General features: G+C 71.4%; 8 protein-coding genes. 7 read left to right on the top strand and 1 reads right to left on the bottom strand.

The annotated features are described in order from the left end of the window. The first annotated feature begins 5 nt into the window (after nucleotides 1–5). From ACQF4J_RS32080 to ACQF4J_RS32065, 4 genes are all read left to right on the top strand, one after another. Nucleotides 6–4,193: a TIGR02680 family protein gene (locus ACQF4J_RS32080; protein WP_427167422.1), complete on the top strand. Its 4,188-nt coding sequence runs from the start codon at nucleotides 6–8 to the stop codon at nucleotides 4,191–4,193. Beyond that, nucleotides 4,190–5,431: a TIGR02679 family protein gene (locus ACQF4J_RS32075; RefSeq protein ID WP_427167421.1), complete on the top strand. Its 1,242-nt coding sequence runs from the start codon at nucleotides 4,190–4,192 to the stop codon at nucleotides 5,429–5,431. The genes ACQF4J_RS32080 and ACQF4J_RS32075 overlap by 4 nt, the downstream gene beginning before the upstream one ends. Before the next feature lie 584 nt (nucleotides 5,432–6,015). Continuing rightward, nucleotides 6,016–6,915: a replication-relaxation family protein gene (locus ACQF4J_RS32070; protein WP_427167420.1), complete on the top strand. Its 900-nt coding sequence runs from the start codon at nucleotides 6,016–6,018 to the stop codon at nucleotides 6,913–6,915. A gap of 597 nt (nucleotides 6,916–7,512) precedes the next feature. Continuing rightward, nucleotides 7,513–7,773 (top strand): hypothetical protein, encoded by a 261-nt coding sequence (locus tag ACQF4J_RS32065; protein ID WP_427167419.1) that lies wholly within the window; start codon nucleotides 7,513–7,515, stop codon nucleotides 7,771–7,773. Between the two features lie 179 nt (nucleotides 7,774–7,952). On the opposite strand, the gene ACQF4J_RS32060 is transcribed toward ACQF4J_RS32065, so the two are convergent. Then, complete coding sequence (locus tag ACQF4J_RS32060) at nucleotides 7,953–8,516, bottom strand: DM13 domain-containing protein (protein ID WP_427167418.1); 564 nt, start codon at nucleotides 8,514–8,516, stop codon at nucleotides 7,953–7,955. A 312-nt stretch (nucleotides 8,517–8,828) separates the two neighbouring features. Between ACQF4J_RS32060 and ACQF4J_RS32055 the strand changes: the two genes are divergently transcribed. The 3 genes from ACQF4J_RS32055 to ACQF4J_RS32045 all read left to right on the top strand — a co-directional run bounded on the left by ACQF4J_RS32055 (nucleotide 8,829) and on the right by ACQF4J_RS32045 (nucleotide 12,642). Further along, nucleotides 8,829–9,671 carry a hypothetical protein gene (locus ACQF4J_RS32055; RefSeq protein WP_427167417.1) on the top strand — a complete coding sequence of 281 codons (843 nt, stop codon included), beginning with the start codon at nucleotides 8,829–8,831 and terminating at the stop codon, nucleotides 9,669–9,671. Between the two features lie 86 nt (nucleotides 9,672–9,757). Continuing rightward, complete coding sequence (locus ACQF4J_RS32050) at nucleotides 9,758–11,338, top strand: AMP-binding protein (protein WP_427167416.1); 1,581 nt, start codon at nucleotides 9,758–9,760, stop codon at nucleotides 11,336–11,338. 89 nt (nucleotides 11,339–11,427) lie between these two features. Beyond that, the gene (locus ACQF4J_RS32045) at nucleotides 11,428–12,642 is read left to right on the top strand and encodes an alpha/beta fold hydrolase (RefSeq protein ID WP_427167415.1); all 1,215 of its coding nucleotides are present in this window, start codon (nucleotides 11,428–11,430) and stop codon (nucleotides 12,640–12,642) included. The last annotated feature ends 73 nt before the right edge of the window (nucleotides 12,643–12,715 follow it).

Here is a 12,715-nt window from a genome sequence, read left to right as displayed (position 1 = left end):
GCACCGTGCCTGCCCATGATTCGGCCTTTCACGCCCCGCCCGCACCCGCGCCCGGCCGGTGGCGCCCGCTGCGCATCGGCCTGGTGGACCTCTTTTACTACGACACCGAGGAGTTCTGGTTCCGCGACGGCCGGCTGCTGCTGCGCGGCAACAACGGCACCGGTAAGTCCAAGGTCCTAGCCCTGACCCTGCCCTTCCTCCTGGACGGCGACCTGTCGCCGCGACGTGTGGAGCCCGACGCCGACCCGGGCAAGCGCATGGAATGGAACCTGCTGCTGGGCGGGCAGCACCCGCACCCCGAGCGGCTGGGCTACACGTGGATCGAGTTCGGCCGTCATGACGAGACCACCGGGCAGGACCGCTTCCTCACCCTCATCTGCGGGCTGAAGGCGGTCGCCGGGCGAGGCATCGCCCGTCACTGGTACGCCGTGACCGACCAGCGCATCGGGGTGGAGCTCGCTCTGCTGGACGCCACCGGCACCGCGCTGTCGCGCGACCGGCTCGCCGAGGCCCTGGCCGGGCACGGCATGGTGTACGACACGGCCACCGCCTATCGCCGGGCGGTGGACGAGGCACTGTTCGGCCTGGGTGAGCGGCGGTATGCGGCCCTGGTGGACCTGCTCATTCAACTGCGCCAGCCGCAGTTGTCGAAGCGGCCCAACGAGGCGGCTCTGTCACGTGCGCTGACCGAGGCCCTGCCTCCCATGGACCAGGCGGTGATCGCCGATGCGGCCGAGGCGTTCCGGTCCCTGGACGAGGAGAAGGAGGAACTCCGGGCGGCCGCCGAGGCTGAGCGAGCCGCCTCCGCCTTCCTGGACCACTACCGCCGCTACGCCCGCGTCGCCACCCGCCGCCGAGCCCGGCTGCCACGCCACGAGCACGCCCGTTACGAACAACTCAACCGCGACCTCGCGCAGGCCCGGGGCGAACGATCACAGGCCGAGGAGGACCGCGAGCACATCGCCGAACGCATCGCGCGGCTGGAGGAGACCGTCGCACGGCTGAAGGCGCAGGAGGCGGCGCTGCGCGAGGGCCCCGAGATGCGCAGCGCCCGCGAGTTGGAGCAGGCCGCCGCCGACGCCCGCCGCACCGCATCGGACCTGGCCCGCGCCGAGGCGGACCGGGAACAGGCCGCCCAGGCCCACACCCGCGCCGTGAGCCGGCTGCAGAGCGCCGACAAGAGGCTCGCGCGGGCCGAACAGCAGGTCGCGGACACGCTCACCCGCGAGCGGGAGGCGGCCTCGGCCGCCCGCGTCGACGACGAACTGCACACCGACAGCGCGCCGGAGGCCGAACTGCGTCGCGTGGCCGAGGAGTCGGTGGCGCGCAGGCGCCGCACCCTCGATCACGTAGAACGGCTGGCCGCGCGCGCCGAACAGGCCGCCGCCGAACGGCGCGCCGCCGCCCGCCGGATGGACGAGGCGCAGACCGAGGCCGTGCACACCGCCGACCGGCAGGCGCAGGCCGAGACCGTCGCAGGCGAGGCAGGCCGGCAGCTGGTTGCCGCTGTACGCGAGCACATCGACGGATGCGAGGAGCTGCGGATCCAGAACCTGGCGGGCCTGCTGGACGGTCTGCAGGACTGGGTCACTCACCTGCAGGGACCCTCCCCCGCGCGCGTGCACACCGCCGACGCCCATCGCACACGCGCCGCACTACTGGCCGACCGGACGGCGGTCCTCGGCCGGCAGCTGACGGAACTGGCAGACCGACGCGCCGAGATGACGCGGGAGTTGGCCGAGCTGGAGGCAGGCGGCCAGCGCGGCCCCACTGCGCCGCACACGCGAACGCCCGGCAGGCGCGAGCAGGCACCCGGGGCGCCGCTGTGGCGCCTGGTCGACTTCCACGACCACGTCACCTCCGGTGAACGCGCCGCTCTGGAGGCGGCGTTGGAGGCCTCCGGTCTGCTGGATGCCTGGGTGTTCCCCGACGGCACCGCCCTGCACGCCGACGGCCATGACGTCCTGCTGTCGCCGGGGGCCCCTCTCACCGGGAGCACACTCGGGGACGTGCTACGGCCCGCCGTGGACCACGGGGACGCGCAGGCGGTGGCGGTGGGCGAGAAGACGGTGGTCCGCCTTTTGGCCGCGGTGGGCCTGGGCGCCGACGGTTCGGGTGACACCTGGGTCTCGGTGGACGGCCGCTTCCGCGTCGGGGCCCTGACCGGCAGCTGGTCGAAGCAGGCGGCCGTGTACGTGGGCGAGGGCGCCCAAGAGGAGGCCCGCCGGGCCCGCATCACCGTCGTACGCGGTGAACTCGACGCCTTGGCCGGCCAGGTGGAGAGGCTCGAGGCCGAGCAGGCCAGGGTGGCCCGCAGCCGGCGCACGCTGGACGCGGAACTGGCCGCCGTCCCCGACGAGGCCGGCCTGCGCCATGCGCACGCGCTGGCCGCGGCCGCCGCGGACGCCGCTCACCGGGCCCGCGCCCGACAGGCCGAATACTCCGCAGCCCTGGTGGCGGCAGCCGGTCAGGAGGCCGAGGCGGCCTCCGAACTCACCGACACCGCGGCCGCCGTGAACCTGCCCGCCGACCGGCCCGCGCTGACCGCGGTCCGTCAGGCGCTGGCCGAGTACACCGCTGTCCTGGCCGCCATGTGGCCGGCCCTGCGCGAGCGCGCCGATGCCAGGCGTGTGCTGGCCGAAGAGCGCACGGAAGCCGAGCAGGCCGGCGTCCGGGTGGCGGAACTGGCCTTGCGTGCCGAGGACGCGGCCCGCTACGCGGTCGCCGCCGAGGAACGTCACACGACCTTGCGTTCCACCGTCGGCGCTGCCGTGGCGGAACTGGAGAGGCTCCTGGCCGTCACGGCGCAGGAGCTGACGGCGTGCGAGCACGAGCAACGCCGTCGCCGCCAGGAGCACGCCGATGCCGGCCGGCGGGTCGGTCGCGCGGAGGGCCGTATCGAGCAGTTGGAGAAGGACGTGGAGGAGGCCGCCGCCTCGCGCGGTGAGGCGATCGCCGCGTTGCAGCGGTTCGCGGCCACCGGTCTGCTCACGGTCGCCCTGCCCGAGGTGGTCCTGCCACCCCTGGACGAGGGAGGGTGGGCGGCCACCCCGGCCATCGCACTCGCCCGCGCCGTCGAGGCGCAGCTGTCGGGCCCGTCCGGCACCGACGACTCCGACGGCGCCTGGGAGCGCGTACAGAAACGGCTCAGCGAGGAGTACAAGAAACTCCAGGACGCCCTCTCCCGCGACGGACACACCGCCACCGCCCACATGGGCGAGGACGCGATGGTCGTCGACATCGTCTACCAGGGCCGTCGCCGAAGCGTCCCCGAACTCGCCGCGGCCCTGGCCACCGAGGTGGGTGAACTGGCGCGGATCCTGTCCGCACACGAACGCGAGATCCTCGAGACCCACCTGCTGACCGAGGTCGCCGGCACCCTGCAGGAGCTGATCGCGGCCGCCGAACGCCAGGTGGGGGCCATGAACGCCGAACTGCAGCAGCGGCCCACCTCCACCGGCATGAAGCTGCGCCTGGTGTGGCGCCCCTCGCGCAAGGCGCCGACCGGACTGACCCAGGCCCGCGAACGCCTGCGCCAGTCCGCGGACGCCTGGACGGGCGAGGACCGGGCGGCGGTCGGCGAGTTCCTGCAGGCCGAGATCGCCCGCAGGCAGTCCGACGACGCGGCGGGCAGCTGGCTGGAGGTCCTCACCGCCGCCCTGGACTACCGCTCCTGGCACGAGTTCGGCATCGAACGCCGCCAGCACGGCACCTGGGTCTCGGCCACCGGCCCCGCCTCCGGCGGCGAACGCGTCCTGGCCGTCTCCGTCCCCCTCTTCGCCGCCGCCTCCTCGCACTACGCCACGGCCGCCCCCGACGCGCCACGTCTGGTCACCCTGGACGAGGCGTTCGCGGGCGTGGACGACGACTCGCGCGCCAAGTGCCTGGGCCTGCTGCACGCCTTCGACCTGGACGTGGTGATGACCTCCGAACGCGAATGGGCCTGCTACCCGCAAGTCCCCGGCATCGCCATCGCCCAGCTCTCGCGTGTCGACGAGATCGCGGCGGTGCTGGTGACGCGGTGGGAGTGGGACGGCGCCGAACGCGTGCGGGGCGGCGAACCGGAGCAGGGCCTTGCGGTACTCCCCCCTCAGGCGGGCCCCCCGGCCGCCACCGCCCCCGTCGCGGAGCCGACACCTGCCTCCGCACCCGCCGACGGTACGGGCTACGACCAGGGTGGGCTGTGGCCATGAGCGGCCCCGCCGAGGAGCCCGGCCGGCCCATCGACCGAGACCGCCTCCACCGCCTGCTCGGCGACCCCGATCTGAGCTGGCTGGTCGAGCGCGTACGCCGCCGCATGGAGCGCGACGAGCCCCTCACCGGCCCGGTGACCCTGGCGGCCCCCACCCCCGCCCAGCGCGCGGCCGCCGAACGCCTGCTGGGCCGCAGCCCGGGCACCGGCCGCTCGCTGAGCGTGCGCCTGGAAGCAGTGGACGAGGTCCTGCGCCGTTCCACCATCAGCTCCAAAGGTCTCGCCCCGGCCGTGACGGCCCTCACCGGCCCGATCGCCCGCCTCGCCGAGGTACGTGAACGAGAGGTGCGGGCTTGGCAGGACGCCTACACCCCTCTGGCTGAGCTAGGGCCCGAACTGTCCGCCTGGACCGAACGGTTGCGCCAGGACGGCCTCGTACGCCGTCTCGCCCGCAGCCCCGAGGCGGCGAAGACCTTGCTCACCGGCACTGCGGCGGCACTGCAGGCGCTACCGGCCGACCCGGCCGTGTCCTTGCCCGCCTTCGCGAACGCCGTACTCGGCGACGCCCACGCCCTCGACGACGGCACCCCGCTCGCCACCGTCGTCCTCTCCGGTGTGCGCGCCCTGACGGGCTTCCGGGACGGCAGCGGAGCCGAGTGGCGCCGGGAAGCCTGGGCCTCGGCCGGCCTGCTCAAAGACGCCCTGTCCTCCACCGTCCTGACTCTGGGCCTGCGCGGCACGCCCGCCCTGGACTGGCTGGCGGACGCGGGCGAACCGGTGGTCCTGACGCTGCGCCAGCTCACCCACGCACCGCCGCGGACGGCGCCCAAGGTGGTGTCCGTGTGCGAGAACCCGGCCGTCCTGGCCACCACGGCCGACACCCACGGCGCTGGCTGCGCGCCCTTGATCTGCCTCCAGGGCCAGCCCTCGGCCGCCGCCCTCACCCTCCTGCGCCACCTGCACAGCCAGGGATCCACGCTCCGCTACCACGGCGACTTCGACTGGGGCGGGCTACGCATCGCCGGCACGCTGCTGCGCCACGTGCCATGGCAGCCATGGCACTACACCGCCGCCGACTACCGCGCCGCGGCAGCCGCCACGCCCCTGGCCCCGCCGTTGACGGGTACACCGGCCGAGGCGGCATGGGATGCCGACCTGGCGAGGACACTGACCGCACTGGGGGTGCGGGTCGAGGAGGAGGCGGTCCTGGAGGTCCTGCTCGCCGACCTTGCGCCGTAGAGCCTCAAGGAGGCCTCCCCACCGTTGATATCCCCCATTCCGGGACGAGTCCACGGACGGCCTCTACCACCTGGTGTGGCGACGAGGGCTCAACCGTGAGGGGCTGCTGCACTCCACAGCACAACGGTGCTGGTAGTGATGATCGAAGCCGCCGCCCGCACCCGGCAAGGTGCTTCCCGTGGGCGTCGCTTCGTGCGGCGCGGGAGCGCGGAGGCGCCCGCCGACGCGCAACATGAGATGCACCCGCCCCGATCCCCCGGCGGCACGCGCCCGCCCGTCCGCCCGCCGTCCCCGTCACCTTCTCTTTCTGTTCAGGGCGAGCGCAGGGGTGTGCAGAGGGGGATGTCGGGCTGCCGACCACGCCATATGGCCCGTGGTGACCTGCGGATTCGCCGTAGTGGGCGCACCGGCGGGCGGTCGGTTGTCGGCGGGGATGTCGGCCTGGTCATGGGCGGTGTTGTCGCATCGTGACCGTGGTCGGGTCGTCGTGGTCGCGGGTGTGGTCGGGGGCGGCTGCTGCCGTAGCCGTATGCGCGGCGCCGGATGGGACGGCGCCGCCCGTACGCAGAGAGGCGGGCCCGACGATGACCGATGTGGACACCGGCGGCGGCGACCGGTTGGCGCTGGCCGTGCTGACGCAGTACCGCATGGCCACCACCGAACAGATGCACCGGCTGATCGCCCCGGAGGTGCGCCCGGAGCAGACCCGGCGGAGGCTGGCCAAACTCCGCGACGAGGGGCTCATCGACCGCATCACCCTGCCCCGGGCCGGACGACTGCGGGTGTGGTTCCCCACCTCCTACGGCGTGCAGATCGCGTCGGAGTGGCCGGAGCTGCGAGGAAGACGATCACCGAGGACAGTCTCCGATCCAACAGCCGCACGTCTGCGGATGGGACACACGCTGACCGTGACCGAGACCGCGCTCGTCTTCGTCGACGAAGCGCGCCGCCGCGGCGAACTGTGCCGGCCGCTGGACTGGATACCCGAGGTCTACCACTCCCTCGGCAGCGGTGAGGCCGTCATCCCCGACGCCCTCCTGTACTACCGGCGCGGCCGTGACGGCGAGGACGGGCCGCTGCTGCGGGCGTTCGTCGAAGTCGACCGGGCGACCATGGGTCCCGAACGCCTCGCCGCGAAAATCACCAACTATCACCGCCTGCACAACTACATCCCCACCACCCCGGGTCAGCGCCGTCCGCCCTTCGGCCAGGAACCGTCGCGGGAGGCATGGCGGCGGTACTACCCGATCTTCCCGCGCCTGTTGTTCATCCTGGACGGAACGGGCCCCGCCGGCGTCACCACCCGGATCCGCGCCCTGCACGCGGCCGCCGAGGACCCGGCGATGGCCATGTTCTTGCGCACGGTGCCCGTCCTGGCCGCGGCACTGGCGGACCTGCGCACCCACGGGCCTTCCCAGCCCGTGTGGCATCCCGTTCGGGAGCCAGACCGCACGGTGGTCTGGCACTGGTCGCCGTACGATTAGATGGACCGCGCAGACGGTGCGCAGCAACGCGGGGTGCAGCGGCTGCGCAACCCCGACCACAGGCCCGACCACGGCTGCGCAAACTCCACATCGCTCCTACCACAGAGGTGCGCAGCGAGCTGCGCCCCGACGCGTCGCGTGGTGTGCGCACGGCGACGCAGTCCGTTGCGCAATCTGCGCCGGCCCTTCGGGGCCTGCGCATTGGCCCATGAACTCGAGGTGGTTGGGCTTGTGGTCCCCCGCCCAAACGACCCACCAGACGCGTGCGCAGGCATCGTTTCATCAGCTGCGCAGCGTGTGGGGAGCCGCTGTGTTCGCACACGAGGAGCCTCAACAACGTGCACGTTTCCGTGCCGACAACCTGACCCACCCATCTCAATACGTGATGACGAGTCGCATAGACGGCCGGTCGATCACGGCCCCGTCAGTGAGGTCGATGTCAGATGCGGCTGAGGGGTGAGCGGTGACCATAGGTTCGGCCGTCGTGGCCACACTCCATGCCCGCACGATGGCCCGGAAAGGGGCGCCAATCGGGGCTGAAGCGCCGGGAAGCCCGGTCGGCACGGAGGTCGCCGTATGCCGCGAGGGGGACGGACCGTGCTCACCATCAGGGTCGCGCTCAACCGGGCGATGCGTCTCGACGGAGCGCTCGGCGTCGCAATCGTCCACTACGTCAGCCGCATGGCGCCGGGCACCGCCGGCGTCAGCAAGGAGCTTGACCTGGACCGGGCCGCACAAGGCGGCACTGACGTGGTACGCGCCCACCTGTCCGCGCTGGAGCTGATCGGCCGCAAGCCGGAACAGCTCGAAGACATCCTGATCACCCTCGACAGCGAATCCGCCTCATCCGCCCGCTGACCCGCCGGGCCCATGAAGGGCTCTTCCTCCTGCTGGTCCTGGACCGTGAGCGTGCCGAACCGGACACCGCACGCCAAGAACTTCAGCGGATCGGGGGCCTGTTGTAGGAGCGCCGGGGAACGCCTCTCGGCCGCGCTTGCTCACCCATGACCGGAGCATGACGAGCGGACCGCGCGCCTTCAAGCAGAGGCGAGTTCGGCGGCGCCGAAGGAGACGTCGAAGCGGTCGCACCAAATGCTGACGCTGCTGTACCGGGACAGGTCGACGTCCTTGGGGACGGCGTAGTTCTGGCTGCCCTTGTTGCCCTTCAGCTTGCCGAGACTGACGTACTGCCCGTCGTCGAAGACACGCCAGCCGGCCGTGCCCTCCTTCACCGGCGCGTCGGTCAGCCACACCCGCAGGTCCGGCCCGTTGCTGGTGTCGAGATTCTCCAGCCGGACCGTATGGGAGCCGTCGGCCAGCCGTACGAGTTTCACCGTGCCCGATGTCGCGTGCTCATGGCTGATCAGCTCACCGCTCGCGAGCGTCTGCGGCCCGGACGGCGCAGGGGAAGGCGCCCCGGAAGACGCCGCAGCGGGAGGAGCGAATGTCCCCGCGGCCTCGGGCAGCGCCTCTTGCACCGTCTCGTCCTGCCACAGCTTCCACGGCTGGAACCAGTACAGCCCGAAGCCGACCCCGGCGACGGCCATCACCAGCGCCCCGATGAACCAGGACCTGCCCGGCAACTTCCGCACGCGCCTCACCCCTTGAGAGTTTCCTGTCCGCCCTCATTCAAGGGGAGGTACGGCCGTCACAGGCGTCCGGAGAGATGACGGAACTCTTACATCCCTCTTCTTCACCTGTCCTCAGCCTCTCCTCAGAAAAGCCACAGAGTTCCGCCAAGCGGTGGCCCGACGGCCGGCCCGACCATCGGAACACACGCGATGCGGCAGTCCTCTCCGGCCATTTCACGCAGGGGCGGCGCCGCCGGCCCGCCCGCACACCGACGACCGGGCCGGCAAGAGCCGGACACACGTGACGGAAGCCTGCCGGATGACCCACAGGGGGACCATCAGATGATCACTCAACGCTACGGCGACCTGGAGATCGGCTGCACCACCCGATGGAACGGCACGCTCCATGCCGGAACCGCTTCCAGGACCAGGGCGTGGCGCACGCTGGGCAGCGCCCTTCGGGGGCGGCTTCGTACCGACTACGCCCCCGAACTGCGGCTGGAGTCCTACAACGCGCCCCCGGCCCAGGCGATCGTCACCGACCGGGCCGTGACCGTGCCCTACTTCATGGTCATGGACGATGCACGCTCCGAGGCGTGGAAGGTGGCCGACTCCCCCTTCTACAAGATCCAGCGCAAGCGCCAGTACGACCTCATCCGCCACGTCGGCTTCCGCAGCGCAGGCGGCGGACAGATCGCCGAGACGGTCGAGGAAGGCGTCTCGCAGGCGAGGGCCCAGGAGTTCGCCCTCACGACCGGGATCACCGTCGGCGTCACGGCGGACGTGGAGGCATCGGCCAAGCCCTTCGGCGTGGGTGCGAGCGTCTCCGTGGAAACCTCCGTGAGCGCGTCCGTCGAGCTGGGCTACACCACGCGCTACGGCGTGTCCACCTTCGAGAACAAGAGCGTGAGCGTGACGTTCGATGTGCCCACCGACCACGCCGGCGCACTGTGGACCGACACCCACCAGCTGATCCCCATCCGCCATGACGGCACCCTGGTCACCAACGCGAACCTGAGGCTGAACGCCGGGGGCTCCGGCTCCTACGTGGGCCGCACCTTCCCAGAGACCGCACGCGCCAAGGTGTCCGTCGTCCGCGAGGTCTCCGACGTGGAAGTCAAGGCCGCGGAGGAGAAGGGCATCGACCCCGAGACCTTGGCCGACGTCAACGAGATCTCGCCGTAGCACCTCCTGGAGACAGCAGGGGCATGCCAACAGGCCGGTGCCCTTGCCGTGGTGACCAGCACGGTAAACCGAGAAACGGAGTTTCGATGATCTACACGAGCAAGTACCCGGATGTCCCTGTCACCGATCGCCCCCTCCACGAGTGGGTGCTCGGCGAGGCGTCGCGGCGCGGAACGCGGCCGGCCTTGGTGGACACGGCCGGCGGACGGACGCTCAGCTACGGCGAACTGGCCGCGCTGGTCCGGGGAATCGCGGCGGGCCTTGCGGCCGAGGGTATCGGCAAGGGCGACGTGGTCGCGCTGCACTCGCCGAACACGGTGCTGTTCCCGGTGGTCCTCTACGCCACCACCACCGCGGGCGGGACGGTGACCACGCTGTCGCCGCTGGCGACACCCGACGAGATCGCCAAGCAACTGATCGACGCCGAGGCGCGACTGATGGTGAGTGTGTCGGTGCTGATCGAGACCGCGCGGGCCGCGGTCGAGCTGGCCCGACGACAGACCGGCCGGGACATCGAGATCCTGGTCTGCGACAAGGTGGACGGTCACCGTTCGGTGCTTGAGCTGCTGAACGAAAGCGACGTGCCGGCGTTCGACCTCGATCCCGCCGTGGACGTCGCCGTACTGCCGTATTCGAGCGGCACGACCGGCGTGCCGAAGGGGGTGATGCTGACCCACCGCAACCTGTGCACCAATTTGGAGCAGTTGAACGGCCTGCACCAGGTCGGCGAGAACGACCGCGTCATCGCGATCCTGCCCTTCTTCCACATCTTCGGGCTGACCGCGCTGGTCAACAGCGCGCTGCGCCGTGGCGCAACGGTGTACGTGCACGCGCGGTTCGATCTCGAAGCGTTCCTGACCAGCCTGGAGCGCGACCGGATCACCCACGCGTATCTCGCCCCGCCGGTGATGCTCGCGCTGGCCAAGCACCCCGCGGTCGGGAACCTGGACCTGTCGCACCTGCGACGCATCATCTGCGCCGCGGCGCCGCTCGACGCCGGACTGCAGGCGGCGGTGGCCGACCGGCTGGGGGTGGAGGTCGGGCAGGCGTACGGCATGACCGAGCTGTCCCCCGCCTCGCACATCCACGCCGACGGCAATCTCGACGAGCCCACGGCCTGCGTGGGGCATCTGCTCCCGTCGACACAGGCACGCCTGGTCGATCCCGACACCGGGCAGGACGTGGCGGCGGGCGAGCCGGGCGAGGTGTGGATTCGCGGACCACAGGTGATGAAGGGATACTTCGGCCGCCCGGAGGACACCGACGCGACCGTCGACGCCGACGGCTGGCTGCACACCGGTGACATCGGCCGCGTCGACGAGGACGGGAACTGGTTCATCGTCGACCGGGTCAAAGAACTCATCAAGTACAAGGGATATCAGGTGGCGCCGGCCGAACTCGAAGCCATCCTGGTGCAGCACCCCGGCATCGCCGATGCGGCCGTGATCGGCGTCGACGACGAGGAGGGCAACGAGATACCCAAGGCGTTCGTGGTGCCCATGACCGGGGTGCCGATATCCGCCGCCGAGGTGATGGCCCACGTCGAAGGCCACGTCGCCCCGTACAAGAAGATCCGCCGAGTCGAGTTCATCCAGGCGATACCGAAGGCGGCCTCCGGGAAGATCCTCCGGCGCCGGCTGCGGGAACGGGAGCCGGCGCGCTCCTGAGCGGTGCCCGTGCCCGGGGGCCCGGTGCTGGGGGCGCCCAGGCGGGTGCCCAACTGCCGTAGATTGCAGGGACGTTGTAAAGTTTTCGTGTGGACAGCGCGGTATACCGGTTCGGGCAGTACGCGTTGGACGCGGACCGCCACTGCCTCAGCCTCGACGGACAGCGGGTCGACGTGGAGCCCCAGGCTCTGGAGCTCCTGTGCCATCTGGTCGAGCACCGGGGCCGCGTCGTGCCCGACAAGGAGCTGCGCGACAGGATGGGACGCGGACAGGCGGTCAGCGAGGCCGCACTCACCACCTCGCTGCACGCGGCCCGTCTCGCCATCGGTGACAGCGACACACGACAGCAGATGATCCGCACGATGCACCCGCACGGCTATCGGTTCGTCGCGCAGACGACGGTGGCTCCCGCTCCTCCGGCCTCCACGGCCACGGCCCCCGGCATCCCGGCAGGGGCGGAGGCGGACCACGAGGTCATCCGCTTCTGCCGGTCCGCCGACGGCACCCGCATCGCCTACGCCCGCACCGGCGAGGGCCCGCCCCTGGTGAAGACCGCCAACTGGCTGACCCACCTCGACCTCGACCGGACCAACCCGATGTGGGCCCACTGGTTCGACGGACTCACCCGCGGCCGACAGCTCATCCGCTACGACGAGCGCGGCTGCGGGCTGTCCTCATGGGACATGAGCAGCTTCACCCTCGACAACCTGGTCGCCGACCTCGACGCCGTGGCCGACGCCGTCGGGCTCGACCGCTTCCCCCTGCTCGGGGTGTCACAGGGCGGCGCGGTGGCCGTCGCCTACGCCGCTGCTCGCCCCGAGCGGGTCAGCCATCTCGTCCTCACCTCCGCCTATGCCCGGGGACAGCAGATCCGTGCGGGCAGCGACGCCGAGCGTGATGCCGCCGAGGTCGACCTCAACATCGCCCGTGCCGGATGGCGTTCGCAGGACAACAGCTTCCTGCGCCACTCCGCCTCCCAGTTCCTCGCCGACGCCACTCCCGCGCAGTGGGATGCGTTCGCCGTCTACCAGCGGCAGACGACTTCGTCCGCCAACGGCCTGCGATTCCTGGAGGAGTTCACCCGCACCGACGTCTCGGGCATCGCTCACGACGTGGCCTGCCCCACGCTGATCATCCACGCCCGCGACGACGCGCGAGTCCCCGTCGCACAGGCCCTGGAACTGGCCACGCTCATCCCCGACAGCCGCCTGGTCCTGCTCGACAGCCGCAACCACCTCTTCACCGCCGACGAACCGGCCTGGCCCACCTTCCTCACCCACCTCTACACATTTCTTTCCGAGTAGTCCGGCAGACGGAACGCCCGCAGCAGCGGGAGAGCTCCGCAGGACGCGGTGCACGGCTGTATCGGCGCCCGCG

It is taken from the genome of Streptomyces sp. C1-1 (assembly GCF_050214755.1).
Lineage (GTDB): Bacteria > Actinomycetota > Actinomycetes > Streptomycetales > Streptomycetaceae > Streptomyces.
This window is presented reverse-complemented; position numbering and strand designations above follow the sequence as displayed.

Excerpts from the sequence above, each read along its gene's own strand:
- ACQF4J_RS32055 (WP_427167417.1), top strand. The coding sequence starts at position 8,829 with ATGATCACTCAACGCTACGGCGACCTGGAGATCGGCTGCACCACCCGA.
- ACQF4J_RS32070 (WP_427167420.1), top strand. The coding sequence starts at position 6,016 with ATGACCGATGTGGACACCGGCGGCGGCGACCGGTTGGCGCTGGCCGTG.
- ACQF4J_RS32075 (WP_427167421.1), top strand. The coding sequence starts at position 4,190 with ATGAGCGGCCCCGCCGAGGAGCCCGGCCGGCCCATCGACCGAGACCGC.
- ACQF4J_RS32050 (WP_427167416.1), top strand. The coding sequence starts at position 9,758 with ATGATCTACACGAGCAAGTACCCGGATGTCCCTGTCACCGATCGCCCC.